At 65.9% G+C, this 25,674-nt stretch carries 28 protein-coding genes and 1 pseudogene; 18 read left to right on the forward strand and 11 right to left on the reverse strand.

What is annotated here, in order from left to right; translation table 11 throughout:
- The first annotated feature begins 58 nt into the window (after positions 1-58).
- A complete protein-coding gene (locus ACGLHR_RS23370) occupies positions 59-415 on the forward strand; it encodes a gamma-glutamylcyclotransferase family protein (RefSeq protein ID WP_400096565.1) in 357 nt (118 codons plus the stop codon).
- A gap of 75 nt (positions 416-490) precedes the next feature.
- Here the strand turns inward: ACGLHR_RS23370 and ACGLHR_RS23375 are convergent, their stop codons facing one another.
- Together ACGLHR_RS23375 and ACGLHR_RS23380 are read right to left on the reverse strand one after the other, a co-directional pair.
- A complete protein-coding gene (locus tag ACGLHR_RS23375; RefSeq protein WP_400096566.1) occupies positions 491-817 on the reverse strand; it encodes a hypothetical protein in 327 nt (108 codons plus the stop codon).
- Positions 818-821: 4 nt separating this feature from the next.
- Positions 822-956 (reverse strand): annotated as a pseudogene (locus ACGLHR_RS23380) (LysR family transcriptional regulator); the annotation flags it as partial.
- A 148-nt stretch (positions 957-1,104) separates the two neighbouring features.
- Between ACGLHR_RS23380 and ACGLHR_RS23385 the strand changes: the two are divergent.
- On the forward strand, positions 1,105-1,533 hold the full coding sequence (locus ACGLHR_RS23385) for a molybdopterin-binding protein (protein WP_400096567.1): 429 nt from the start codon (positions 1,105-1,107) through the stop codon (positions 1,531-1,533).
- Positions 1,534-1,557: 24 nt separating this feature from the next.
- On the opposite strand, the gene ACGLHR_RS23390 is transcribed toward ACGLHR_RS23385, so the two are convergent.
- The gene (locus tag ACGLHR_RS23390) at positions 1,558-2,574 is read right to left on the reverse strand and encodes a molybdopterin-binding oxidoreductase (protein WP_400096568.1); all 1,017 of its coding nucleotides are present in this window, start codon (positions 2,572-2,574) and stop codon (positions 1,558-1,560) included.
- A 204-nt stretch (positions 2,575-2,778) separates the two neighbouring features.
- Here ACGLHR_RS23390 and ACGLHR_RS23395 point away from each other — a divergent pair, with 204 nt between their 5' ends.
- The gene (locus ACGLHR_RS23395) at positions 2,779-3,105 is read left to right on the forward strand and encodes a winged helix-turn-helix domain-containing protein (protein WP_400096569.1); all 327 of its coding nucleotides are present in this window, start codon (positions 2,779-2,781) and stop codon (positions 3,103-3,105) included.
- 9 nt (positions 3,106-3,114) lie between these two features.
- Here the strand turns inward: ACGLHR_RS23395 and ACGLHR_RS23400 are convergent, their stop codons facing one another.
- Complete coding sequence (locus ACGLHR_RS23400) at positions 3,115-3,609, reverse strand: hypothetical protein (protein WP_400096570.1); 495 nt, start codon at positions 3,607-3,609, stop codon at positions 3,115-3,117.
- 365 nt (positions 3,610-3,974) lie between these two features.
- Between ACGLHR_RS23400 and ACGLHR_RS23405 the strand changes: the two genes are divergently transcribed.
- The 4 genes from ACGLHR_RS23405 to arsH all read left to right on the forward strand — a co-directional run bounded on the left by ACGLHR_RS23405 (position 3,975) and on the right by arsH (position 6,249).
- Positions 3,975-4,343, forward strand: coding sequence for a hypothetical protein (locus ACGLHR_RS23405; protein WP_400096571.1), 369 nt, complete (start codon positions 3,975-3,977; stop codon positions 4,341-4,343).
- A gap of 148 nt (positions 4,344-4,491) precedes the next feature.
- A complete protein-coding gene (locus tag ACGLHR_RS23410; protein WP_318235209.1) occupies positions 4,492-4,872 on the forward strand; it encodes a VOC family protein in 381 nt (126 codons plus the stop codon).
- 105 nt (positions 4,873-4,977) lie between these two features.
- Positions 4,978-5,331 carry an ArsR/SmtB family transcription factor gene (locus ACGLHR_RS23415; RefSeq protein WP_400096572.1) on the forward strand — a complete coding sequence of 118 codons (354 nt, stop codon included), beginning with the start codon at positions 4,978-4,980 and terminating at the stop codon, positions 5,329-5,331.
- 153 nt (positions 5,332-5,484) lie between these two features.
- Entirely contained in the window at positions 5,485-6,249 is a 765-nt protein-coding gene (arsH, locus tag ACGLHR_RS23420) for an arsenical resistance protein ArsH (RefSeq protein ID WP_400096573.1), read from the forward strand.
- A 250-nt stretch (positions 6,250-6,499) separates the two neighbouring features.
- Here arsH and ACGLHR_RS23425 read toward each other — a convergent pair whose 3' ends face one another.
- The 7 genes from ACGLHR_RS23425 to ACGLHR_RS23455 all read right to left on the reverse strand — a co-directional run bounded on the left by ACGLHR_RS23425 (position 6,500) and on the right by ACGLHR_RS23455 (position 12,162).
- The gene (locus ACGLHR_RS23425) at positions 6,500-6,937 is read right to left on the reverse strand and encodes an ester cyclase (protein WP_400096574.1); all 438 of its coding nucleotides are present in this window, start codon (positions 6,935-6,937) and stop codon (positions 6,500-6,502) included.
- Positions 6,938-7,007: 70 nt separating this feature from the next.
- Entirely contained in the window at positions 7,008-7,985 is a 978-nt protein-coding gene (locus ACGLHR_RS23430; RefSeq protein ID WP_318235205.1) for a tripartite tricarboxylate transporter substrate binding protein, read from the reverse strand.
- 63 nt (positions 7,986-8,048) lie between these two features.
- Positions 8,049-8,855, reverse strand: coding sequence for an SDR family NAD(P)-dependent oxidoreductase (locus ACGLHR_RS23435; protein ID WP_400096575.1), 807 nt, complete (start codon positions 8,853-8,855; stop codon positions 8,049-8,051).
- A 211-nt stretch (positions 8,856-9,066) separates the two neighbouring features.
- Positions 9,067-10,164, reverse strand: a complete 1,098-nt coding sequence (locus ACGLHR_RS23440; protein ID WP_400096576.1) for a substrate-binding domain-containing protein — start codon at positions 10,162-10,164, stop codon at positions 9,067-9,069.
- Between the two features lie 92 nt (positions 10,165-10,256).
- Positions 10,257-10,877, reverse strand: a complete 621-nt coding sequence (locus ACGLHR_RS23445) for a flavodoxin family protein (protein ID WP_318235202.1) — start codon at positions 10,875-10,877, stop codon at positions 10,257-10,259.
- Positions 10,878-11,010: 133 nt separating this feature from the next.
- The gene (locus ACGLHR_RS23450) at positions 11,011-11,529 is read right to left on the reverse strand and encodes a hypothetical protein (RefSeq protein WP_400096577.1); all 519 of its coding nucleotides are present in this window, start codon (positions 11,527-11,529) and stop codon (positions 11,011-11,013) included.
- A gap of 99 nt (positions 11,530-11,628) precedes the next feature.
- Positions 11,629-12,162, reverse strand: coding sequence for an AAA family ATPase (locus ACGLHR_RS23455; RefSeq protein WP_400096578.1), 534 nt, complete (start codon positions 12,160-12,162; stop codon positions 11,629-11,631).
- Between the two features lie 448 nt (positions 12,163-12,610).
- Here ACGLHR_RS23455 and ACGLHR_RS23460 point away from each other — a divergent pair, with 448 nt between their 5' ends.
- From ACGLHR_RS23460 to ACGLHR_RS23510, 11 genes are all read left to right on the forward strand, one after another.
- Positions 12,611-13,141 carry a DUF2846 domain-containing protein gene (locus tag ACGLHR_RS23460; protein ID WP_400096579.1) on the forward strand — a complete coding sequence of 177 codons (531 nt, stop codon included), beginning with the start codon at positions 12,611-12,613 and terminating at the stop codon, positions 13,139-13,141.
- Positions 13,142-13,223: 82 nt separating this feature from the next.
- Complete coding sequence (locus ACGLHR_RS23465; RefSeq protein WP_400096580.1) at positions 13,224-14,483, forward strand: serine protease; 1,260 nt, start codon at positions 13,224-13,226, stop codon at positions 14,481-14,483.
- 125 nt (positions 14,484-14,608) lie between these two features.
- Positions 14,609-17,038, forward strand: a complete 2,430-nt coding sequence (locus ACGLHR_RS23470) for a penicillin-binding protein 1A (protein WP_400096581.1) — start codon at positions 14,609-14,611, stop codon at positions 17,036-17,038.
- Between the two features lie 321 nt (positions 17,039-17,359).
- Positions 17,360-18,040 carry a CDP-alcohol phosphatidyltransferase family protein gene (locus ACGLHR_RS23475; RefSeq protein WP_400096582.1) on the forward strand — a complete coding sequence of 227 codons (681 nt, stop codon included), beginning with the start codon at positions 17,360-17,362 and terminating at the stop codon, positions 18,038-18,040.
- Positions 18,037-18,873: a 2OG-Fe(II) oxygenase gene (locus ACGLHR_RS23480; RefSeq protein ID WP_400096583.1), complete on the forward strand. Its 837-nt coding sequence runs from the start codon at positions 18,037-18,039 to the stop codon at positions 18,871-18,873. Before ACGLHR_RS23475 ends, ACGLHR_RS23480 begins: the two co-directional genes overlap by 4 nt.
- Entirely contained in the window at positions 18,870-19,877 is a 1,008-nt protein-coding gene (locus tag ACGLHR_RS23485) for a flippase-like domain-containing protein (RefSeq protein WP_318235195.1), read from the forward strand. Before ACGLHR_RS23480 ends, ACGLHR_RS23485 begins: the two co-directional genes overlap by 4 nt.
- 32 nt (positions 19,878-19,909) lie before the next feature.
- The gene (locus tag ACGLHR_RS23490) at positions 19,910-20,674 is read left to right on the forward strand and encodes an NTP transferase domain-containing protein (protein ID WP_150984325.1); all 765 of its coding nucleotides are present in this window, start codon (positions 19,910-19,912) and stop codon (positions 20,672-20,674) included.
- Positions 20,671-22,377, forward strand: coding sequence for a phosphoenolpyruvate mutase (aepX, locus tag ACGLHR_RS23495; protein ID WP_318235194.1), 1,707 nt, complete (start codon positions 20,671-20,673; stop codon positions 22,375-22,377). The genes ACGLHR_RS23490 and aepX overlap by 4 nt, the downstream gene beginning before the upstream one ends.
- Positions 22,374-23,555, forward strand: a complete 1,182-nt coding sequence (aepY, locus tag ACGLHR_RS23500) for a phosphonopyruvate decarboxylase (RefSeq protein WP_400096584.1) — start codon at positions 22,374-22,376, stop codon at positions 23,553-23,555. The genes aepX and aepY overlap by 4 nt, the downstream gene beginning before the upstream one ends.
- Positions 23,556-24,620, forward strand: coding sequence for a 2-aminoethylphosphonate aminotransferase (locus tag ACGLHR_RS23505; protein ID WP_400096585.1), 1,065 nt, complete (start codon positions 23,556-23,558; stop codon positions 24,618-24,620). It abuts the gene before it with no gap.
- A gap of 196 nt (positions 24,621-24,816) precedes the next feature.
- Positions 24,817-25,425 carry a phospholipid-binding protein MlaC gene (locus ACGLHR_RS23510; RefSeq protein WP_400096587.1) on the forward strand — a complete coding sequence of 203 codons (609 nt, stop codon included), beginning with the start codon at positions 24,817-24,819 and terminating at the stop codon, positions 25,423-25,425.
- The last annotated feature ends 249 nt before the right edge of the window (positions 25,426-25,674 follow it).

Genomic DNA, 25,674 nt, shown 5'->3' on the forward strand with positions numbered 1-25,674 from the left:
GACAACCGGCCATGGCCTAGAATTGCACCGCCAGACTGACTGATCAAAAGGAGTGGACATGATGGGCGATGGAAAAGATACGGCAGTACTGCTTTTTTCCTATGGGACGCTGCAGGACAAGGCGGTGCAGATCGCCAACTTTGGACGTGAGCTTGTCGGGCGCCATGACGCCATCCCCGGTTACTCGCAGTCGCTTGTTGCCATTGCCGACCCCGGCGTGGTCGCAACAAGCGGAAAGACGCATCACCCAATCGTCCAGCCCAGCTCGGACCCCAACGATGAAGTACCCGGCATGGTCTTCGAGATCACTGCGCAGGAACTGGCAGCCGCCGATGCGTACGAGGTATCGGACTACAAACGCATCTCGGTGACGCTGAAGTCAGGCGTTCAGGCTTGGGTCTATGTCCGCGCCTGATCCTGATTGGCTCGGGGCCTGATGCGCGCGAGCGCGTCGCGCCGAATGCGGCCAGCGCCCGCGCGCATCGCCCGCTCAAGGCGGCAGCGCCGACATTTCCTGCAGCAGCGGCGCCTTGTCGCTGACCGCGGAGCCGACCAGCGCGAAGCCGATGGTGCGTCCCGTGGCCGGATCGGCGCAGATGGCCCGCACGCTGTTGCGCACGTCCTGCGGGTGGATCACAACGGCCCAGGCGCCGCTCGGGTCAGTGGGCCGCGCGATCACCGCCGGGCTTGCCGGCGTCTTCAGGCTGACCGGCATCACCGGGAAGACCACGCGCTGCGGATCGCCCGCCAGGGTCCGCGCCAGCGCGCGCGCGGCGTGCATGATCGGCAGCACATAGGGCTGGATCTGCCCGTCCATTTCCGCGCAGGCGCCGCAGTGCAACACTGATCGACGGCTGTGACTGGCCCAGCAGGATCGCCGTGCGGGAGACGCTGCATTCGGTCGGCAGCGTGTGCAGGACGCGGAGCAGCTGGAGGTCGAGCGAGGCTTTGGACATCACGGTCTGGAAAGAAGGGTTATCAGGAAGGACGGCATGGCGAGGGGATCTGAACGCGCTATGATCTGCCGATCAGGCACCCGGGCGCGACAGGCCGGGACCCATGCGGCCGGGCGATGGCCGCCGACATGACGAGGCGTGAACAAAAATGAAAACCAGCGCAAGAAACCAATTGAGCGGCAAGGTCAGCGCAGTCCACAAAGGCGCGGTGAACGACGAGATCGAGCTTGAGATCGCGAGTAGCGTGCGGATCGTTGCCACCATCACCGCCGAGAGCACCAAGCGGCTCGGGCTGGCCGTGGGCAAGGAAGCCGTGGCGCTGATCAAGGCCTCGTCCGTGATCGTGGGCGTGCCCGACCCGGACATCCTGCTGTCCGCGCGCAACCAGCTTGCCGGCACGGTAGCGGGCATCAAGATCGGCGCGGTGAATGCGGAGGTCGCCATCGGCCTGCCGCAGGGCGGCGAGATCGTGGCCATCATCACCAACGACAGCGTGACCAGCCTCGGGCTGGTGCAAGGCGGCCCGGCCGTCGCCATCTTCAAGGCCTCCAGCGTCTTGCTGGCCGCGCGCGCATAAGCGTGGATAGGCGCGCAAGTGCGCCTATTGGGCAGCCGGCGCCGCGAACACTTCCAGGCTGATCAGCTTGGAGACGTAGCGGCCCGCCTTGCCATCGTTGGGGATCACCAGCCTGGCAAAGCCGTTGGCGCCCAGCGGCGCACCATCCATTGCATAGGCGATGAGGTCCGGCTGGTTGCCAAAGCCGGGCTCGACCTCGCCCAGGGCGATCAGGGTCTTGTAGCCGTCGCTGCCGGTTGCCACCACATACATCGCCAGCACGTCGTTCTTCACCGCCGGGTTGGTGGCGAGGCCGACCGTGGTGTTCAGGAAATCCCGCAGGCTCACGCCCGTGTAGGTGTTGGCGCCCACCGTGCGCGTAACCACCGGCAGGGCTTTCAGGGCAGCCAGGTCGAACGTGCCAGGCTGCTTGACCGCGCCCGTCACGGTGAGGAGGGTGGACGGCGCGCCGCCCGTGCCCATGGCTGTGGAGCCGGACGCGCGCGCATCCAGCCGCAGCAGGCCGGAGACATAGCGGCCGCCCTTGCCATCGCCCGGCGCGGTCACGCGCAGCAGGCCATCGGCCGTGAGTGGCGTCGCGACGCCATCCACCATTTCGCTATGGACGACCTGGCTGGCCCGGTTGCCGAAATCCGGCTTGATCTCGCCCAGCGAGAACACCGCCTTGCAGCCATCGGCGCCAGTCGCCAGCACGTACTTGCCGAGCACGTCGTTCTTGACGGCGGCATCCACCTGGATGCCCATGCCATTGAGCAGATCCCACAATGCCGTGCCCACATAGGTGTGGGTTTGCGCACCGGATCCGCTTGAGAAGCTGACGGCCTGGATGGCGGCCGGACGCGCCTGGAGTTGCGTCAGCGTCAGCGTGGCGGGCCGGTCCAGCGCGCCGCCAACCTGGAGCTGGCGCTCTGCCTGGACGAGCGGCGTGACGGTTGCCGCGGTGGCCGGTGTCTCGGCATCGGAGCCGCCGCAGGCCACCAGGAGCAGTGGCACAAAGGCGGACCCGAGCCATACGGACACCGGACGTTTCAACGTGACCATGTGGATCTCCCCAAAAGCTTATTTCTTTTCGTTATATTCGCTCTAACATAACGCTTTTCGGATCGTATGCGAATGCCCTCATGCGCACTATCGGCTTGCGCGCATATTCCGCTGGATAGTCGGCCGGGGTACCATCCCGCCATGGTTAAACTTGCTCGCTCCCGAACCTCGGTCAGCCCGGATACGCCGCAGGCGCTGTTGCGCATGCGCGTGATGCTGGGCGATACGATTGCCATTGGCCCCGGCAAAATCGCGCTGCTTGAAGCGATCCGCGCATGCGGTTCCATATCGGCCGCGGCGAAACACCTCGACATGTCCTACAAGCGGGCCTGGGATCTGCTCAACGAGATCAACCGCTCGTTGGCCCAGCCGGCAGTGGATTCGGAGCATGGCGGCGCGCAGGGCGGTGGCACCGTGCTGACGCCGGTCGGCGAGGAAATGATCCGGCTCTACCGCGCCGCGGAGCAGCGCGCGGCCAAGGCGTGCGAGGCTGAGGTCAACGGCCTGATCAAGCTGCTGGCCAAGGCTTGAACATCCGCCTCAAGCCTGCCACTGCCGAACCTCGATACTGCTGACCGCCAGCGCCTGGCGCGGGCCAAGCTTCAGGTCTCGCAGTGAAACCATGTGGAGCCCGCCAAGGTCGGGGTCAAACGCAACACCGTCCTCCTCGACCACCAGGATCACGCCGCTGCCCACCGCCGTGTTGTACAGCTCGTGCCAGGTGAACAGGCACCGGTAGCCGTCTTGTGCGACCACGGCGATCACGCTCTGCTTGCGGCGCCCGATAGGCAGTGCCTGCATGCCGGCGAGGTCAAGCAACTGCGTCACGCGCACGCCACGCCAATGCCGCACTTCACGGACATGGCGCCCCGAGTAGCATTGGATGGTTGCCGGCCCGCCCACCACGTCGGCGCAGCCCGTCAGGGCCGCCGCATCCAGGCTGAGCGTTTGCTCCAGCCCCGAGATCGTCAGTGCATCGGACTGGTATTGCCGCACCTTGCTCTCGCCGGTGCTGGCGGACAGCGCTTCATTCACGGAACTCTCTCCTTCGGTGGCCAGGGCGCCTGCTTTGCCCAGCGTTATATACATCGCTATATTTCGGTAGCAAGGGCATGGTACGGGGTTCGAATACGCGGATCAAGTGGCGGCCTGCGTTGTTGGATGGCCGGTGACTCGGGTGACTCCGGCGACATTTGGGCTATGCTTGGTGCAACGCGCGCCGCACATTTCACATGGAAGAGCCATACCGCATGCAAGAGCCCAAAGCCACGATCTCCCCTCCCCAACTTTCTGAAGCCGGCCGAACGCTATGGTCAAGGGTGGGATGGATGCGGCGGCGTGAAGCGGTGAATGCCGCTGGCGCGGGCACAGCCTGGTGCAACTATGGATTCAGCGCATTGATGCTCGCATTGCATTCGGCAGGCAGTTTTGCCACTGCACCGTGCCCGCCCGACGCGCCATGCGGCCCGTTGCCGCCGGATTTCAAGGTGGCGATGTACGCATCCCTCGTTGCCTTCCCGATGGCTTGCGCAAAGCTGGATCCCGCGAACGCGCAGCGCTACAACGCAGCCCTGGCGACGGAACTTGGCAAGCTGGATGCTGAAGATCAGGAGGCCATGAACGCGGCAAAGGGCGACCCCGCCTTGCCCGCGATGCTGAGCGCAGCGTCGAAGGCACTCGAGGCGGAGCAATCGCCGGAGCGGCTTGTGCGCAAATGCAGCCGCGCGCTGCAGCGCACCGAGGCAGCGGCACCTGGCAGTCCGAAGTGAGCGCAGGCAAGAACATGGGCCATGCTTTGTTACTTCAGACGCCTTGAGTCCCCCACCGCGATGAACAATACTGGCCCGTAGGCCGCTCCGGCCGGAGCCGGCCGGTTGTGTTTTCCGCATGCACGGAAGTCATTTCAAGGAGCAAGCCATGTTGCGCGACAGTCATGCATTCAGCGGATTCTCGGTTGACGACATCGCCAAGGCCACGAACTTCTATGGCGGTACGCTGGGGCTGGAAGTGTCCGCGAGCGGGGGCATGCTGACCCTGTACATCGCCGGCGGCAACAACGTGCTGCTGTATCCCAAGCCCAACCATGTGCCCGCGACGTTCACCGTGCTGAATTTCCCGGTTAAGAGCGTGGACAAGGCCGTGGAGCAACTCGGCAAGCTCGGCGTGCGCTTCGAGACCTACGATCTGCCCGGGCTGAAGACCGACGAACGGGGGATCTGCCGCAGCGAGGGCGGCCCCGTCATTGCGTGGTTCAAGGACCCGGCCGGCAACATTCTTTCTGTGCTCGAGGCGACATAATCTGTTTTGACCTGGCGTCAAGTGGTCCATGTATCACGTGTTATCGCTTTGCATTAAACTTCAATGATTATTGAAATATAAAAATGATGGCGCTATGATGCGGCCATGAACTCGAACCTGGTTGCCCGCGCCCTTGGCGCCCTGGCCCACGAATCCCGCCTTGCCATCTTCCGCGCGCTGGTGGTTGCCGGCCCGAACGGCATCGCCGCCGGCGAAATCGCCCGACAGCTCGGCATTTCGCCATCCAGCCTGTCGTTTCACCTGAAGGACCTGTCCCACGCGGAGCTGGTGGCTTCCCGCCAGGACGGCCGCTTCGTGATCTATTCGGCCAACTTCGCGGCCATGGGCGGCCTTGTTGCCTTCCTGACCGAGAACTGCTGTGGCGGGGCGGCATGCGAGGTCCCCGCCGCGCCGGCCTGCTGTGACGCCAAGCCGGAGGTCTCCGATGCGGCACGCTGAATCCGTGATCCGGCAGCATCCGTCAAGGTAGTCAAGGCAATCAAGGTAATCAAGCATGCACGTCCAGATCTATCACAACCCCGACTGCGGCACGTCGCGCGCCAAGGAAGATGGCGAGCGCGTGATCGACGCCGACGGCCGGAGAATCGGCCGATGACGGACGAACTGCGCAACGTCGCGCTGCCGCTGCTGGACATCCCCACCGATCAAAAGCTGGAGCCGCGCAGCGTCTCGACGCATGCGCCGCGCATTCTCCTGCTCTACGGCTCGCTACGCCCGAACTCCTACAGCCGCCTGCTCACGCTCGAGGCCGAGCGGATTCTCAGGCACCTTGGCGCGCAAACCAAGGTGTTCGATCCGCACGGCCTTCCCGTCACGGACAGCGTGCCGGCGGATCATCCGAAGGTGGCCGAGCTGCGCGCGCTGTCCGAATGGTCGGAGGGCCAGGTCTGGTGCAGCCCCGAGCGGCACGGCACGCTGACCGCGGTGTTCAAGAACCAGATCGACTGGTTGCCGCTGGAGATCGGCGGCATCCGCCCCACGCAGGGCCGCACGCTTGCCGTCATGCAGGTCTGCGGTGGCTCGCAGTCGTTCAATGCCGTCAATGCGTTGCGTGTGCTCGGGCGCTGGATGCGCATGGTGACGATCCCGAACCAGTCATCCGTGCCGAAGGCCTACCAGGAATTCGACGCCGATGGCCGCATGAAGCCCTCCGCGTTTTATGACCGGGTGGTCGACGTGATGGAGGAACTGGTCAAGTTCACCTTGCTCGTGCGTGACCGTTCCGCCTACCTGACGGACCGGTACAGCGAGCGCAAGGAGAGTGCGCAGCCGGTTGCAGCGGCGCTTGCCCAGGCCGCGATGGATCATGAGCGCGCTGCGCCAGCGCCGGATAGCGACGAGGGCGAAGTCGAGTAGCGTGGTCGACGTGGCTGCGGCGCGGGAAACCGGGCGAAAATCCTGCCAGCACGATGGTTGAGAGCCGCTCGGCGCTACAGATGGCCGGCTGGGCGCGGGCTTACCATAGGCTGCGCAGTCTGCAATGTGCAGATCGACGAATCCCCCGCGCTGAAGTCCGGCGGCAACGCAATGGCGCCTGCTTGCGCACGCGCGTGGGTGGCCGCCCCTGCGCGCACCCGGCGGCGCAGGCGGCCTGAGGCGACATCCGCTACGCAGCGACCAGCCCGAGCGAGCGCAGCTTTGCCCCCTGGTCGAAGTACGGCCGCTCGCAGACGATCTTGTCGCTGTCAGGCGCGAACTCGAACGACGCGGCCATGCGCACGCGAAACGCGCGGCCAGTGGGCGGGTACACGGTGCCGTTCGCTTTCAAGGGACCAAGGTGCGTGCCGGTGAGCCAGAACTCCACCAGTACCGTGTCGCCGGCCGCGGCGATGCTGATGATCTCGTTGGCCTGGTCGGGGAAGGGCGTGCGCGACGACGCAAAGTAGCCGCGCACAGCCTCCTCGCCGTCAAAGACTGCGCCGCCCCCGTGCATCTCGTAGCGCGGATGGGCAAAGGTGGCGATGACGGCGTCCCATTCCCGGGTGCACTCCAGGGCCATGTGGTCGCGCACGGTCTGGATGCGGGCGAGAGACAAACTATCCATGTTCAGGGCTCCGTGATTTGGCATTGTTGGTTGGTTGATTGATTGAGTCATTGACGCGCGCAGAAGGCGCTTAGTCCTGCGTGACGCCGGCGGTCTTTGCCACTTCCTTCCATGCCGGGATATCGCGCGCGTTCAGCTTGCCGAGTTCCCCGCCGCTCATCGGCGTGGCCGCGATGCCCATCTCCAGCAGGCGAGCCTTGATCTCCGGCGTGGCCAGCACCTGGTTCAACGCATCCGACAATTTCTGCACGATCGGCTTCGGCGTGCCGGCAGGCACATACAGGCCCCAACGGAACACGCGATCGAAATCGATGCCCTCGTCGACATAGCTCTTCACGCCGGGCAGGCTCGGCGAACGCGAGGTGCAGGTGCCGAGCGCCTTGACCTTGCCGGACTTGACGAAGGGAGTGCCCGAAGTCATGTCCACGTAGCCCAGCTTGATATGCCCGGCAACGATGTCGTTGAGCACCTGCGGCACGGTCTTGTAGGGGATATGCGTCATCGAGGCGCCGGCCAGTTGCTTGAGCACCTCGCCGCAGAATTGCCCCGTGGAGCCTGTGCCCCAGCTGGCGTACTGCACCTCGTTGGGATGGCTCTTGGTGTACGCCACCAGTTCCTTGATGTCGTTCGCGGGAAAGTCATTGCTGGCCACCAGCAGGATGGCGGCCGTGCCGACCTGGCCGATGGCGGTGAAGTCCTTCACTGGGTCGTAGGGCAGCTTGGCGTAGACGGCGGCGTTCAGCATATGCGTGGTCGCGCCGCCGAGCGTGAAGGTGTAGCCATCGGGCGCCGCGCGGGCGACGGCCTGCGTGCCGATGATGCCGGAAGCGCCACCCTTGTTCTCTACCACGATGGGCTGCTTCAGGATGGCCGACATGCGTTCCGCCAGCACCCGGCCAAGGATGTCGCCGCCGGAGCCGGCCGAGATCGGCAGCAACAAGCGGATCGGGTGGGAGGGGTAGTCGGCGGGGGATTCACTGGCTTGCGCTGCGATCGCGGGCGCAGCGAGCGCGGCAAGGAGCGAGGCGGTGGCGAGGTAATGCGGCATGGGGCATCTCCTGTTTCTTTGTTGTGTGCTGCGGCCTGGCTTTTGATTCGTTTTCGGCTTCCGTCAAAGACCCAGCCCGCCATCCACCACCATCTCCAGTCCCGTCACATAACGCGACTCGTCGCAGGCAAGGAACAGCGCCGCGTAGGCAATATCCCATGGCGTGCCTTGCCGGCCCATCGGGCAGCGGCTATTGCGAAACGCGCGCGCGGCCTGCACGGCGGCTTCATCGCCATCGGTCAGGTGGGCCGCATGCGGCGTATCGATCAGGCCGGGCAGGATCACATTGCAGCGCACCTGGTCCGCGGCGTAGCGGCGCGCGAGGATCCGCGTCATATGGTTGAGCGCGGCCTTCGATGCGTTGTAGGAGAGAAAGGGCATCGGGCCCCATTTGCGGCTGGCGATCGACGAGATGTTGATGATCGAGCCGCCGCCCTGCGCGATCATGTGCGGCATCGCCTTCTGGCAGGCGAGCATGGCGCCTTTCAGGTTGATGTCGAACACGCGGTCCCAGGATGCCTCCGTGATGTCCTCGAGCTCGCCGATCTCCTCGATGCCCACGTTGTTGTGCAGTACGTCGATGCGCCGGTAGCGCTCGCGGCAGGCATCCACCATGGCCGCCAGCCGCGCGCCGTCGCGCACGTCAGCCTCGAAGGCGCTGGCGCTTCCGCCCGCCTCCTCGATCTGGCTCGCGGTCCTGCGAGCCAGCGCCAGGTCGCGGTCCACGCACAGCACCCGCGCCCCTTCGCGGGCGTAGACGATGGCAGCGGCTGCGCCGTTGCTGGTGTCGGCGCCGATCGATCCCGCGCCTACGACGATGGCTGCCTTGCCGGCAAGCCGGTTCATCCCTTTGCGATTGCTGTCCGGCATGCTGTGGCTGTCTCCGTGGTGATCTTATGGTGATCTTTGGGTGATCGTTCGCATGGTCCCCGCTACGACGGGTGAGAAAAATATAGCATGGAATTGAAACGTTTCATATAAAGGGTAAACGACCGGCTGCGAGGGGCGGGAGCTAGGGGAGGGAATGCCGGAAAGGCGGCATTGCGCCGCCCGGCAGGGGGCAGGTGAGGAAGCGCAAGCCTTAGCTGGCGCTGGTCTTAGCGCGGCCCCGCGCCGCCTTCCTGCGCCCTTGCGCGTCCACGGCGGCGCATGAATCACGCAGGATCAGCTCGCAGGTCAGCATCAGGTGCCCGGTCGCGTCGGGGCTGCTTTGCGGCTCGAGGCCGGGCTCCATCTCGGCAAGCAGCAGGCGGGCGGCATGGCGCCCCAGGTCCTGCAGGCTCCAGGTGAGCGTGGTCAGCTCGGGCGTATGCACCTGGGCCAGTTCGGTATCGCCCACGCACACCACCGACAGGTCGCCCGGAATGTCCCTGCCGGTCTGGCGTGCCGCCTTGAGCGCGCCTGCGAGCAGCGTCGTGCCCAGCCCAAAGATGGCGGTAGGCGGCGCGGCCTGCTGGAACAGCGCCAGGCATTGCGAAAAAGCGATGTCCATCGAGCTGGTGTCGATGCGCACAAGCTCCAGCGCATCGCCGATGCCGCGCGCGGCGGCAGCCGTCTCGAAGGCATGCCAGCGCTCTCGCGCGGGGCGCAGGTGAGAGCTGGGGAAGAGCAGGGCAATGCGGCGGTGGCCGAGATCGAGCAGATAGTTGGCGGTCTTCAGCGCGCCGCTGAAGTGGTCCACCTTGACGCTGGGCCGATCCGGGGCGATATCGCGGTCCAGGATCACCAGCGGCACGTCCACCTGCGCGATCTGCTGCTGCAGCTTGGCCGAGCTCTCGGAACCGGGCGCGAACAGCACGCCGTCAACGCCGACGCGGGTCACGTCCAGCAGCAGCTCGCATTCGCGTTCGGTGTCGTTATGGGTGTCGACCAGCAGCAAGGTGTAGCCGGCTTCGCGCAGCACATGTTCGGCCGCGCGCACGATCACGCCATAGAAGCGGTTGGCGATGTCCGGCACCAGGCAGGCCACCAGGCGCGAGCGCCGCGAGCGCAGGCTGCGCGCCGCGGCATTGGCGACATAGCCGATCTTGCGCGCCACTTCGAACACGTGGGTGACGGTCACTGCAGACGGGCCGCCGCGCCCCGCCATCACGTTGGAGGCGGTGCCAACCGAAACGCCCGCTTGCTCGGCCAGGTCCTTCAGGGTCGGCTTGCGCTGCGCTGCGGCTGCTTTCTTCATGTCACTTCGCGGATATCGTCGTTTCCTGTGGCTCGCAGTGTAGCACGCTATGAAACGTTTCAATCACGTGGGGTGCGTTGGTGCGCAAGCCTTCACGCCGCCTTCTTCAGCGACGCCAATGCCAGCCGCCCAGCGGCCAGTTGCTGCGCAACTTGCGCAACCCGCGTACCCAGATGCTCGGCCGTGCGCAGGTCTGCCAGCGGCGGCACCACGTCAGCGCTTTCGTCTGCATTCGACTGCGCCGCCGCACCCAGGAAGAAGCCATGGCGATTGAGCGAATCCTCAGTCGACTTCGAGTTGTTGTGGCCAGGGGGCAGGCCAAGGTTGACCCAGTGCATGCCGTGTTGCGCGGAGAAGATCGCGATCTGCTGTAGTGTGGCCAGCTTGTCGCCCGAACGGGAGGCCGAGTTGGTGAACCCGGCCGCCACCTTGTTGGCCCACTTGCCGCCCTTGGCGAAGACGTTGCGCGAGGTGGCGTCCATGAAACCTTTGAACTGCGCCGATGCGCTGCCCATATAGGTGGGCGCGCCGAAGATGATGCCGTCCACGTTTTCCAGGGTGTCCCAGTATTGGTCGATGTCGTCGACGCTGATCAGCAGGCTTTCGACGCCGTCGACACTGGCGGCGCCGCGTGCAACGGCCTGTGCCTGCTTGGCGGTGTGGCCATAGCCGCTGTGGTAGACGATGGCGATTTGGGTAGCGTTGGGGTTCATGATGCGGTGCCTCGACAAAGTTGGAAATATTTGAATTTGGCTCGCATCGCGTGGATCGCTGGATCTGCTTGATTGCTGGGCCGGTGAAGCAAGTCTAGGCGCCGGCCGATTGCGTTGGCGACTGAAATCTCAATTAATCATTGAAATATTTTGAATTATCGGGCGAGTCGGGAAGTTCCGTGCGCCTGGCATTTCGTGCCCACCGTGCCAAGCGCCGGTGACGGTGGCGAAACAGGCATTTCACTACGGCTGCCATCGCCCTGCCACCGCCGGGCAGCCAGGCTGCGGGTCCTCGCAATGCAAAAGTGAGCCGGTCATGCACCTCGCAACCGCCTGGGGTGTCGCGAATCGTCCGTTCGTGCACCCAGCTGCGCATGCTCAGCATCCGCGACGTTTCCTTGAAACGGTAGCCCGGCCCCACCTCCGCCAGCACGATGTCGTCCGCATCCACGGGAAACATGCCAAACGCCAGTAGCCAGCTGCGGCCAAGCCGCTCGCCAAGCGGCAGCTCGCCGATCGCCTTGCTGCGCATGGCGGGCGGCGCCGTCATGCGCAGCCAGGGAAACAACTCGTCGTTGATGCCTTCGGACGTGGTCGCTCGCTGCCATGCCTGGCTGGCACTGATCGGCAGGGGGGAGGCAAGCTCGAACATCAGAGACATGGCGGTTTTCGGCTGGATGGTGAATGGTGAATGTGTTCGCCATGATAGCGAGCCGAGCCATGCGGTCGGATGTCCGCCCGGCCTTGCCTGTCAGGTTGTCGCCGCGCCCGCCTCGGATGGCACATGCCGAATCACGTTGAAACCTTCGTCGGCTGACGGCGCCACAAAGTAGCGCGTGATGGCATCGAACTGCACATCGCTCGTCTCGAACGGGTGCGTGCCGCTGGGGTTGCGCGCGCGCAGGCGGGCCTTGCACAAGGCGTGCGGCGCATCGAGGTAGTGGAGTTGATGCGCTGCGGCCGCCTGCTCGAAGATGGCCCTGGCCCAGCTTCGCGTGGCCGGCGTGTTGGCGGGAAAATCAAGTACGACCGACATGCCAGCCAGTAGCAGCGCGTCGATGTGGCTGGCCATGGCGTCGCGCAGTCTTCCGGCACAGCGGGCATAGTCGGCGACCTCCTGGATCTCGCCGGGATACAGGTGTGATAGCCAGTCGTCCTCGCTGATCAGCACCGTGGCCGGCCGCGCAGCGAGCTGCCGGGCCAGCGTCGATTTGCCGGAGCCGATCTTACCGCAGACCATGTAGAGGACGGCGGGTGTTGCTGCGGCGGGGCGGGTTGGCTGCATCTTCAGGCTCCTTGGCGTTGAAGGCTCCAAGGAGGCGGGCACAAAAAACCCGCCTCGTTGGGCGGGTTGCTTTGTGTGCTCAGGCCACGTGCGCTAACCCACCATCGCAGGGATGGTGCGAATAATCGACGGGGTTTGTGCGTGGGCCATGGTGTGGAGGTTAGCGGATTGCAGGCTTGCCCGCAATCGTCTTTGCGCAGCGGCGTGGAAGCTGGCGTTAATTTCACCCGGGCACTATGGATGAACCCAACTGGGCCCGATGCCTCGTGAACGGCGCTGCCCTTGTCCTATCGTGCCGGCCATTGCAGAATACGGCCACAGCAGAATAGATAACAAGATAACGGGCACAGGGATGAGATTCACAGGCGTGTTGATTGCCGGGGTTGCGGCGTCCATTTTGGCCACGGGTTGCGCAACGGGGCCGTCCTACGAGGAAGTCAAGCAAACCATGCCGCCACTGCGTGCCGGGGAGGGGCGGATCTTCTTCCTTCGCTCCTCATCGCTTGTGGGCGCTGCCATCCAGCCGGAACTGCGGATCGACGAAGAAGTGGTAGGACGTAGCCGGCCAGGCGGGTTTTTCTACGCGGATCGCAAACCGGGCAGCTATGTCGCCTCCGGCACGACAGAGGTCGAGACGCGTTTCCTGTTCGACCTGGCCGCCGGCGAGACCAAGTACCTGCGCAGCGCCATTACCATTGGCTTTCTGGCCGGGCGCTTGCAGCTGACCGAGGATAGCGCCGCCAACGCCAAGGGCGAACTGCCCTCGCTGGCTTACACCGGCGAGGTGCCGGTGTCGGGTCCGGACGCCCAGCCCGGGGCGGGGGAGCGCAAGCCGGCCACGCTTGCCGCCGCCGCGCCTGCAGTGCCGCTGGCGCGGCAAGTGGCACCGGCTCCGGCTGTCCCCTCGCGCGCCGCGCAGCCGGCCGAAGCCGGCCCGGTGCGCATGGACGATCTGCGCTACCTGATGCAGCCGCGCTGAACGATCGCAGCGTCGCTACGTTGCCGTGAGCGCGGCATTTACTCTCACAGTCTTCCAGCACATGACAACGTCACCGCAACCTATGCGCCGCCCCGCCCTGATCGCCGTTCCCGTCTTCCTGGCGCTCGCCGCCGCCAATGCCAGCGCGCTCGATGCCCCGCACCTGCTGGCCAAGCTCACACCAAGCATCTATGCCGTGCGGGCAACGGGCCCCAACAACGCGCCGCTGGCATCGGGGTCCGCCGTGGTAATTGGCCCGGGGCAATTGGTCACCGCTTGCCACGTGCTGGCCGGCGCGCGCGCGATTGCCGTGCGGCGCGACAATGTGAGCTACGATGCCACGCTGGAAGCGCCGGACGTGGATCGCGACCTGTGTTTGCTGCGGGTTGCGAACTTCAATGCGCCGGCCGTCAGCGTGTCGGCGGCGGCGGCGCCGTCGTTTGGGCAGAGGGTGCTTGCGGCAGCCAGTCCGGAGGCCACGGGCGTGGTCGTGCTGGACGGCAGCGTATCCGGATTGCGCGCGGGCTCGGACGGCAAGCTGGACCGCATCGAGGTCACGCTCGATTTCCCGGCGACGGCCAGCGGCGGCGGCTTGTTCGATGAGACGGGCCGGCTCGTGGGCATCCTGTCGGCACGGCGCGCGCCCGGCGAAAAGCTCAAGGCATTGCCGGCCAGCTGGATCGCATCGATCAAGGAGCGCGGCGTGGCGGCGATGGCCAGCTATCGCTCGTCTGGGCCAGCGCCGGTGGCTGCGGCGCCTGTGGTGGATGACGCCGGCGCTGCGCCGGCGGGCAGCGAGTCGCCCCGCGTCGGCGAGATCTGGCGCTACGAACTGCTAGACAAGCTGACACGCAAACGGCGCGATGTTTTATACCGCGTCGACCGTGTCGAAGGGGAGCGGGTTACGTTCAACCAGGGCGCCCGATTGGAGACCCTCGACGGCCGTCTTGAGCGGATCATCACGCCCAGCGGTGGCGAGTTCGATGGCGCATCGCCGCCGCGCGGCTGGGTGCCGGAAGACGTGAAGCCGGGCGCGCGATGGAAATACAGCTACAGGCAGGTTGGCACCGAGATGCGCACGGAACTGAGCGGCGAGGTGACCGGGGAGTCCACCATCACGGTGCCTGCCGGCAGCTTCCGCGTCTTGCGCCTGGCCTACAAGGGCTATGTGATGCGACCGTTCTATGGCTTTTCGAATGGCGCGGAATCCTCGGTGCCTTACACGGCGGTGGCGTGGTACGCCCCGGAACTCAAGCGCGTGGTGCGCTTCGACGCCAGCTACGCGTCCAAGTACGAACGCGTGGACGAAAGCCTGGTGCTTGCGGAGCACCGCGTCGACTGAACCGGCCCCCGATGCGGCCCTGATTCCCTGGCGTTGGACAAGATCCAGGGCGCAGCAAGCGATTTTGGTAGGATGCAGGCCTTTCTCCGCGCCGGAATGTGACTCCGACCAATGTTGCTTGCTTCATGAATCTGGCCCAGATCAAAACCCTCGCCGCCGAGCGGCTTGCCCGCCTGCGGCGCCCCACGCGCCGCGGCGTGGCCAAGGCAGTGGCCGCCGTGCCGGTGCTGTTCCTGCTCTATGTGCTGATGCTGATTCCCTTCACCCCGGGCATCAGCGATATCCGCAAGGCCAAATCCGACCAGCCCGCGCAGATCCTATCGGCCGATGGCAAGCCGCTGGCCGTGTTCAAGTGGGCCAACCGCGAATGGGTCCGCCTGGCCGATATCTCGCCCAATGTGACGACGGCGCTGATCGCCACCGAGGATCACCGCTTCTACCAGCACTTCGGCCTGGACTGGCGCCGCATGGGCTCGGCCGCGCTGCATACCTTCTCCGGCGACCGGCAAGGTGGCTCCACCATCACGCAGCAGCTGGCCCGCAATCTCTATCCCGACGAGATCGGCCGCGCGCCCACGCTCACGCGCAAGCTCAAGGAAGCCATCACGGCGCTGAAGATCGAGGCGCTCTATACCAAGGACGAGATCCTCGAGACCTATCTCAACACCGTACCGTTCCTGTACAACGCTTACGGCATCGAGATGGCGGCGCGCACCTACTTCGATAAATCCGCAGGCCGGCTGGATGTGCTGGAAAGCGCCACGCTGATCGGCATGCTCAAGGGCAACAGCTACTACAACCCGGTCATCAACCCCGAGCGCGCCGTGCAGCGGCGCAATACCGTGCTGGCGCAAATGGTCAAGTACCAGAAGCTGGAGCCGGCGAAGTACGAGTTGCTGAAAAAGCGCCCGCTGCGCATCGACTTCGAGCGGCAGACCGAGCCGCCCGGCCCGGCGCCGCACTTCGCCCAGCAGCTGCGCAAATGGCTGATCACCTGGGCGGACCGCAACGACTACAACATCTACACCGACGGGCTGGTGGTGCGCACCACCATCGATTCGCGCCTGCAGGCGCTGGCCAACCAGGCGGTGGCGCGCCAGGGCAGCCAGTTGCAAGGCATCGCCGACGCCGCGTGGGCGCCGCGCTCCGGCTGGGCGGCCAACAAGGACCTGGTGCAGGCCTTTGTGCGCGAGACGCCGGCGTACCGCGCGGCCAGGGAGTCCGGGCAGACGCCCGAGGCGGCCATGACGCAACTGCTGGCGGACCACGCCTTCATGCAGGCGTTGCGCCAGTCCAAGACCCGCATCCAGGCCGGCTTCCTCGCGCTCGACCCGCGCACCGGCGAGATCAAGGCCTGGGTAGGCAGCCGCGACTTCACCCTGGACGCCTTCGACCACGTCCAGCAGGCGCAGCGCCAGCCGGGCTCCACGTTCAAGCCGTTCGTGTATGGCGCCGCGTTCGAGCAAGGCGCCAAGCCGGACGACACCTTCGTCGACCAGGCCGTGGAAATCCCGCTCGCCGGCGGCGAGGTCTGGCGGCCCTCCGACGATGGCCCCCCGAGCGGGCGTGCCATGAGCCTGCGCGACGGCCTGGTGTATTCCAAGAACACCATCACCGCGCAACTGATGCAAAGCGTCGGCCCGGCCAAGGTGGCCAAGCTGGCGCGCGCCATGGGCGTGCGGCAAAGCCGGCTCGATACGGTGCCCTCGCTGGCGCTTGGCACCAGCCCGGTCACCTTGAAGGAGATGGTCAGCGCCTACGGCACCATCGCCAACCAGGGCGCCTACCTGGAGCCGGTGATGGTCACCCGCATCGAAGACCGCAAGGGCGAGGTGCTGGAGACGTTCCACCCCGCGTCACCCGAGCAGGCGCTGCCTGTTGCCACCGTGCAGACGCTGCTCGACGTGATGCGCGGCGTGATCGACCGCGGCACCGGCACGAGCATTCGCACGCGCTTCGGCATTCGCGCGGATGTTGCCGGCAAGACCGGCACCACGCAAGACAATGCCGATGGCTGGTTCATCCTGATGCATCCGCAACTGGTTGCCGGCGCGTGGGTCGGGTTCAACGACAGCCGGGTGACGCTGCGCAGCGACTACTGGGGCCAGGGCGCGCACAGCGCGCTGCCCATGGTGGGCGACTTCTTCCAGCGCTCGCTGCGGTCCCGCATGATCGATGCGAACGTCCGCTTCGTGGAGCACAAGGAGACCGGCCTCTTTGAAGCGTTGGGCTGGACGATACGCGGCTGGTACCAGCGATGGTTCGGGCCGGCGGCCAAGCCGGAAGCCCCACCCGCGCCCAAGCGCGTTGCGCGCCCTGCGCCGGAGGCGGCGGCTGCGGAGCAGGAAACCAGCGTGGCAGCATCGGCGGTGCCGCCCGCGTTGCAGGGCGTGAGCGGCCCGGCCGCTGAGCAAGGCGCCGTCGATGCGGGGTCGGCGCCGGCACCGGCCAGCTCGCCGGCGGAGGTCTCGGCTAGCGTGCCGCCGGCCATTGCTGCGCCATCCTTCACGCAGGACGATGCCAGGGTGCGGACCGGCGAAAGCAGCCAGCCCTGAAGCGGGGCCGGGCCCGGGGCGACGCTGATCGCGGCACCGCCTGCTGGAGCATCGCTGCTTGGCTGGCAGGCATCAGGCAGCCCCTTTGCAGGGCCGGGGACCTTCTGGACGGCTTGATCCCGGCAGGCCAAATATTGCGCCCGGGTGGTGTCCGCGCTTACCGTTGCCGGTGACATCGCTTAACATAGCGGTTTGACTGGCGTATGCCCCTACAGCGGCCCGGCCGGCCTTGCGGCGTTGAGTCTACGCAATGCAAGGTGCGCGAACGGGCGCTAGTATGCGAGCCGTGCGGCAGCTTTCCTGCCGGTGGACCTTTTCCAGATGAACAAAAATCCAAAGAATTCTCTTGGCGAGCCTCCCGCTCCGCGTACCTGGGACGCCCGTCTGGCGCGCGCGCTTGTCCGCCCGCTCAAGGACTCCTGGATCACCCCGAACCACCTGACCACCCTGCGGCTCGTGATCGGCCTTGCCGGGGTAGCCTGCCTGATGCAGGGCGGTTTCGCGTGGACCAATTGCGGTGCTTTGCTGATCGTGCTGTCCAACTTCCTGGACCACACTGACGGCGAATTGGCGAGAATTAGCGGTAAATCGAGCAAAATAGGCCATTTTTACGATCTGGCGAGCGATGCGCTGATAACCGTCCTGCTCTTCGTGGGCATGGGCGTAGCCATTTCGGGGCAGGCCGCGGCAGACACGATGTCGCCCGTCTTGCAAGGCACGCTCGCGGGCGTGGCGGTGGCGCTGATCTTCTTCCTGCGCATGCGGATCGAGTCGCGTGTCGGGAAAAGCGGGACGAAGCAAGCTTCTGCGGGCGGCTTCGAGACAGAAGACGTACTTTACCTGCTTCCGCTCGTTACTTTGAGCAGCGGCGTCGCCCCGTTCCTGATGGCAGCGTCGATCGGTGCTCCCCTGTTCGCGGCCTGGGTCATCATCGACTACTGGCGTGTGATGCGGCGTCCCCTGCCTGCCACGGCTTCGACGGAGATCAGGGGAACACGATGAGCGAGCAAGCCAACGACATCACGCTGGACGGCCCGTCCCCCGCTTCCGTTACTCCCCGCCAGCAGGCGGTCCCGAGCGCCGGCGCCAGGCTGCCCAACCCCGACGCCTCGGTGGCCGAGCGCACCACCCGGCTCGACAGCAAGCAACTGCGCGCCGATTTCGTGCGCCAGGGCGCCTTCCTGCACCTGGAGCAATTCCTGGCGCCGGAAGTCACCGCGCAACTGGCGGCCAGCGCCCGCGCGCTGGTGCCGCAGATCAACCGCAATTACCTGCCCGGCCACAAGCAAGGCGGCAGCGTCAGCCGGCACACCATTGACGAGCTCGCGCCGTTTATCGCCGAGCTGTACCGGTCGAAGGCGCTGATCGGCTGGCTCGAGCAGATGTGCGGCGAGAAGCTGCTGGTCTCCCCCGACTCCGATCCCCACGCCTATGCGCTGTATTACTACACGCGCCAGGGTGACCACATCGGCTGGCACTACGACACCTCCTATTACGACGGCCGCCGCTACACGCTGCTGCTGGGCGTGATCGAGGAATCCTCCTGCCGCCTTGACTACGAACTGCACACGCGCGATGCGGATGTGCCCGATGAGCCCGGCTCGGTGCAGACCACGCCCGGCGGGCTGGTGTTCTTCGACGGCGACAAGCTGCGCCACCGCATCACGCCGGCCGGCGCCAACGAGATGCGCGTGTCGCTGACGTTCGAGTACGTGACCGATCCGGGCATGCGCCCGTGGCTGCGCTTCATCTCCAATATGAAGGACGCGGTCGCCTATTTTGGCTTCAGGCAGGTGTTCAAGAGACTGGTGCCGGGCCGGAAGCCCCGCCCATGACCCGTGCTGCCATGCTTTTCCTGTCGATCGGCGCGGCGCTCTTTGTCGCGCTGCTCGCCTGGCAGGGATTCGGCTCCGTCGCGTCGACGCTGATGTCGGCAGGCTGGGGCCTGGTGCTGGTCGCCGCGTTCCACCTGCTGCCGCTGGTGCTGGACGCCGGCGCCATCTTCGTCCTGTTCGACCGCCGGGCCGGCCACGGCACCATGCGCGACGCGCTGCTGGCACGCTGGGCCGGCGAATCCGTCAACAGCCTGCTGCCGGCGGGGCAGATCGGCGGCCCGGTCCTGATGGTGCGCCACCTGGCGCACCGCGGCACGCGCATGCGCGACGCCGCCGCGGCCATCACCGTCAGTACCACCATGCAGGCGCTGGCGCAGATGGTCTTTGCCTTTACCGGCCTGGCGCTGTTTGGCTTGTATGGCGGGCATGATGCGCTCTCCGACCTGCGCACGCCAACGCTGGTCGTCACCGCCGTGCTTGCGCTGTGCATCGCGGGTTTCTACGTGGTGCAGAAGCGCGGCCTGTTCGGCCGGGTGCTGCGCCTGTTGTCGAAGGTGTTCGGCAAGCGCGACTGGTCGGGGCTGACCATGCGCGCCGATGCCGTGGACGCGGCCGTGCAAGGCATGTACCGCGACCGCCGCAAGGTGGCGTCCACTTTCGCGCTGAGCCTGGTTGGCTGGCTGGTTGGCACCGGCGAAGTCTGGTTGGCCCTGCATTTCCTCGGGCATCCCGTCAGCTGGCTCGACGCCTTGCTGCTGGAGAGCGTGGGGCAGGCGATCCGCGGCGCGGCCTTTGCCATTCCCGGCTCGCTGGGGGCGCAGGAAGGCGGCTACCTGTTGCTGGCGCCCATCGTCGGCCTTCCGCCCGATGCGGCGCTGGCGCTGTCCCTGGCCAAGCGTGCCCGCGAGATCGGGCTCGGCGCGCCGGGGCTGCTGTATTTACATTTGAGTGAACGAAAATTCCAACGGCGGCGTGCGGCAGGTGTGCAGCAGTCCGCCGATTGATCGATGGCAATTTGCATGGGTGCGGAGAACGAATGCGAGCAATCATCCTTGCCGCGGGCCTAGGCCTGCGACTTCAGCAACAACCCGGGGAGCAATTCCCCAAGTGCCTGCTGCGTTTTGAGGGCATCACCCTGCTGGAGCGGCATCTGCGCATGCTCGACGCGGCTGGGGTGGACGAGATCGTGCTGGCGCTAGGCTTCCAGCCGGAACACGTCGAAGCCGAGCTGGTCAGGCTGGGGCGCGACCCCTATCCGGAGATCGTGCTGAACCCGCGTTACGACCTGGGCAGCGTCCTGACCGTGCATACGGTGGCCGATGCGCTCACGCGCGGCGGCGACGTGCTGCTGATGGATGCCGACGTGCTCTACGACGAGCGCATTCTCAGCGCGCTGGTGGCGGGCGGCACCACCAACCGCCTCTTGATCGACCGCGATTTCGAAGCCGGTGACGAGCCGGTCAAGCTGTGCCTGAAAGACGGCGTGCCGGTGGAGCTGCGCAAGCAGCTCGCGGTTGGCCTGGAATACGACACCATTGGCGAGTCGGTTGGTTTCTTCCGCTTCCAGGAACAAACCGCGCGCCGCCTGGCGCAGATCGTCCAGGGCTATGTCGACAGCGGCCGCTCGAACATGCCGCACGAGGAAGCGGTGCGCGACCTCTTGCTCGAAGGCGGCCACGTGTTCGATGTGGCCGACGTGAGCGGCGCGCCGTGGATCGAGATCGACTTCCCGAACGACGTGGCGCGCGCGCGCGACGAAGTCCTGCCCGAACTTCAGCCGATTGTTGGAGTAGCACAATGAACGCGATTGACCCGATTTTCTCGACTGCCTCGCGCAGTGCCCGGCTGCGCCAGATGATTGTCGGCAACGAGCTGGAATTCATGATGGAAGCCCACAACGGGCTGTCCGCGCGCATCGTGCGCGAGGCCGGTTTCAAGGCCATCTGGGCTTCGGGCCTGGCGATCTCCGCCCAATACGGCGTGCGCGACAACAACGAAGCCAGCTGGACCCAGGTGGTCGACACGCTGGAGTTCATGGCGGATGCCAGCGACCTGCCGATCCTGCTGGACGGCGACACCGGCTACGGCAACTTCAACAATGTGCGCCGCCTGGTGCGCAAGCTCGAGCAGCGCGGCATTGCCGGCGTGTGCATCGAGGACAAGCAGTTTCCCAAGACCAACAGCTTTATCGACGGCGAGCGCCAGCCGCTGGCCGAGGTCGATGAGTTCTGCGGCAAGATCAAGGCCGGCAAGGATTCGCAGTCGGACGACAACTTCTCCATCGTCGCCCGCGTGGAAGCCCTGATCGCCGGCTGGGGCATGGACGAAGCCCTGCGCCGCGCCGAGGCCTATCGCCAGGCCGGCGCGGACGCCATCCTGATCCACAGCAAGCTGTCGCGCCCGGACGAGATCCTGCAGTTCGCGCGAGAGTGGGCCGGCCGTGGCCCTCTGGTGATCGTGCCGACCAAGTACTACAGCACCCCGACCGAAGCCTTCCGCAAGGCCGGCATCAGCGTGGTGATCTGGGCCAACCACCTGATCCGCGTGGCGGCCTCGTCGATGCAGGCCGTGGCCAAGGAAATCCACGACAGCGAGACGCTGGTCAACGTGGAAGACCGCATCGCCTCCGTCAACGAGATCTTCCGCCTGCAGGACGCCGACGAATACTCGACCGCCGAGAAGATCTACCTGTCGGGCTCGCAAGCGCCGGGCGCGGCGGTGGTGCTGGCGGCCGGCCGCGGCACCGGCCTGGAGCCCCTCACCGAGGACCGTCCCAAGGTCATGCTGCCCGTGGCCGGCAAGCCGCTGCTGCGCTGGCTGGTGGACGCGTTCAAGAAGCAATCGATCAACGACATCACCGTGGTGGGCGGCTACCAGGCCAAGGCCATCGACACGGCCGGCATCAAGCTGGTGGTCAATGAGCAGTACGCCCAGACCGGCGAGCTTGCGTCGCTGGCGTGCGCCGTCGACGGCTTGCACACGGATACCGTGATCGCCTACGGCGACCTGCTGTTCCGCAGCTATATCCTGCGCGACCTGCTGGAAAGCGATGCGCCGTTCAGCGTGGTGGTGGACTCGTCGCTGACCACGGAGTCGAACCAGAGCGTGCGCGACTTCGCCTATTGCTCCGCGCCCGACGACCGCGACCTGTTCGGCCAGAAGATCCTGCTGCGCCATGTGTCCAGCAAGGGCCAGGAGCCGGGCGCCGCGCAAGCGCAGGCACCGCACGGCCGCTGGATCGGCCTGCTGAACGTGCGCGGCCAAGGCCGCGTGCGCCTGCAGAAGCTGGTTGCCGAGCTGCGCAAGCGCGATGACTTCAATACGCTGGACATGCCCGCGCTGCTCAACGCGCTGGTTGAAGCCGGTGAAGAGATCGAAGTGAAGTATGTGCACGGCCACTGGCGCGGCGTGAACGACCTCGACGACTTCCGTCGCGCGGGCGATTTCGCGCATACGCAGACGCCGTTCGCGGTCGGCAGCACGGACGCAGAGGAAGCCCGATGATCGAAGCGGCACAGTTTGTCGAGGCCGCGCGCGCGCGGGGCTTCGACTGGTATGCCGGGGTACCCTGCTCGTACCTGACGCCGTTTATCAACTACGTGCTGCAGGATCCGTCGTTGCATTACGTATCGGCGGCGAACGAAGGCGATGCGGTGGCGCTGATTGCCGGCGTGACGCTGGGGGCGCAGGGCGGCCGCCGGGGCGTCACGATGATGCAGAACTCCGGTCTTGGCAATGCGGTCAGCCCGCTGACCTCGCTCACGTGGACGTTCCGCCTGCCGCAGTTGCTGATCGTGACGTGGCGCGGGCAGCCGGGCGTTGCCGACGAACCGCAGCATGCGCTGATGGGGCCGGTCACGCCGACGATGCTCGACACCATGGAGATTCCGTGGGAAACCTTCCCGACCGACCCGGCCGAGGTTGGCCCGGCGCTGGACCGCGCGGTGGCGCATATGGACGCCACCGGCCGTCCGTACGCGCTGGTGATGCAAAAGGGCAGCGTCGCGCCGTATGAACTCAAGCAGCAGGACCGGCCCGCGCCGCGCCCGAAATGCACGCCGCTCTCAACGGTGCAGGGCGCCTCGCGCGATGGCCTGCCCACGCGCCGCGAGGCCCTGCAACGCGTGATCGCCCATACGCCGATGGACAAGACGGTGGTGCTGGCATCCACGGGCTTTTGCGGCCGTGAGCTCTACGCGCTCGATGACCGCGCCAACCAGCTCTATATGGTGGGCTCGATGGGTTGCCTCACGCCCTTCGCGCTCGGCCTTGCGCTCGCGCGTCCGGACCTGAATGTGGTCGCCGTGGACGGCGACGGCGCAGCGCTCATGCGCATGGGCGTGTTCGCCACGCTCGGCGCCTATGGCCCGGGCAACCTCACGCATGTGCTGCTGGACAACGGCGTGCATGACTCCACCGGCGGGCAGGCGACCGTGTCGCGCAATGTCTCGTTTGCCGGCGTGGCGTCCGCGTGCGGCTATGCGTCGGCGGCCGAGGGCGACCATCTCGACCTGCTCGACCAGACACTCACGGCCGCGCAAGCAAGCGCCGCCGGCCCGCGTTTTGTCGCGCTGACGATCAGCGCCGGCACGCCGGACGGCCTGCCGCGCCCGACCATCACCCCGGTCGATGTGAAGACGCGCCTGGCGCGACACATCGGTGCCGACCAAGGAGGGAAGTAAATGCTGCTACTCAATCCGGGCCCCGTTACCCTGTCGGAACGGGTCCGCCAAAGCCTGCTGCAGCCCGACCTGTGCCACCGCGAAAGCGAGTTCTTCGACCTGCAGGATGAAGCGCGCGCACGCCTGCTGAATATCTACGAACTGGATCCTGCCGAGTGGGCCGCGGTCCTGATGACCGGCTCCGGCACGGCGGCGGTGGAGAGCATGATCGCCGCGCTGGTGCCCGAGCAAGGCAAGCTGCTGATCGTGCAGAACGGCGTGTACGGCGAGCGCATTACGCAGATCGCCACGCAGTACCGCATTGCCCATGAGGTGGTCGCGCACGACTGGATGCAGGCACCCGACCTCGGGCGCATTGCCGCCGCGCTCGACGCGGACCGCGCGATCACGCACGTGGCGGTGATTCATCATGAAACTACCACCGGGCGCCTGAACGACCTGCAGGCACTGGACGCACTGTGCCGCGCGCGGGACGTGCGGCTGCTGGTGGATGGCGTGAGCAGCTTCGGCGCCGAGGCGATCGATTTCGGCGGCAGCATTGCCGCGGTGGCGGCCACGGCCAACAAGTGCCTGCATGGCGTGCCGGGCGCATCGTTCGTCATTGTGCGGCGCAGCGCGCTGGAGCAAGCCGCCAGCCGGACGTACTACCTGGATCTCGGGCGGCTCGCGCGCTTGCAGGACCAGCGCAATACGCCGTTCACGCCGTCGGTGCATGCCTATTACGCGCTGGTGGAAGCGCTGCGTGAGCTGGAGGAGGAGGGCGGCTGGCGCGCCCGCCATGCGCGCTATGCGGCCCTTGCCGAGCGCGCGCGCGCCGGGCTCGAGGCCTTGGGCATGCCGGCCCTGTGGCCGTCAGAGCAGTCCTCGGTGGTGCTGCGGGCTTACCGCTTGCCCGCCGGCTTGTCGTATCCCCAGTTGCACGACGGCCTGAAGGAGCGTGGCTTTGTCATCTACGCGGGGCAGGGCGGGCTGTCGGCCGAGTTGTTCCGCATTTCCACGATGGGCAATATCCAGATGGATGACATCGAGCGATTGCTGCAGGGCTTCAAGGCGCTGACGCAGTAATTGTCTTGCCGGCCACTGTCGTTTCCGTCATTTTATTTTTGGCGGCAAAGCACTAGCATTAGGCAAGAGATGCGGGTCTCCCGGGCTCCCGGGAGGCCGCATCCCCCTAGTGGAGGACATCGCGATGCCTCGCCGTCTCCGCCTTGCCGTTGCCGGATGCAACGCCCCGGCGCTTGCAGTGTTCGCCGGATTGATCATTGTCCTTGGCGCGTCCCTCCCCATCCCTGCCTTGGCCGCAACGCCTGGCGAGAGCGCTGGGCCTGCGGGTGTGGATCGTTCTGCCCCGGACCGCATGGTCCGCGCCGCCGTCGAAGGCGTTCTCAGCACCATCCAGGCCAATCCCGATACCCGCAACGGCGATCTCGACAAGATCACGGCCGTGGTGCGCCGGCAGTTCCTGCCTTATACCGATTTCCAGCGCACCACGCGGCTTGCGGTGGGCGGCGCTTGGCGCAGCGCCTCGCCGGAGCAGCAAAAGCAACTCTACGAGCAATTCGAGACACTGCTGGTGCGCAGCTACGCCCTGTCCCTGTCGCAAGTGCGCGATCAGACACTGAAGTTCCGCTATAAGGCGCCGCGCATCAGCGGCAACGATGTAGTGGTCGAGACCAGCATGACCAACAAAGGGGACGTGGTACAGATCGATTACCGGCTGCAGCGCGGCCCAGCGGGCTGGGCCATCTACGACATCAATATGAGCGGTGCCTGGCTGATCGAGGTCTATCGGCGGCAGTTCGCCGACATCGTCGCGAAGAGCGGCATCGATGGCCTGGTCAAGTACTTGGCCAACCACAACGCCGCCTAGTATCCCGTTCCGATGATTCGTTCGCAAAGTCTGTTGAGCTTGGAGCGGGAATTGTAGGTGGGGGGAAGTGTGCGATGTGTATTGCTTGTGGCCCGCTGACGCGGGGGGTGTCTCTTGTGGGGGGGGGTCATGCTTCTAGCTGCTGTCGCGGCTGGGCGGGGTTGGCCGTTTGGGAACGTGTGAGATGTCACTTTTCTTTACTCGTAAAGAAAAGTAACCAAAAGAAAGCGATCCTTGCAGGAGGCTGGC

Source organism: Cupriavidus sp. CuC1 (assembly GCF_044627735.1).
Classification (GTDB): Bacteria; Pseudomonadota; Gammaproteobacteria; order Burkholderiales; family Burkholderiaceae; genus Cupriavidus; species Cupriavidus ulmosensis.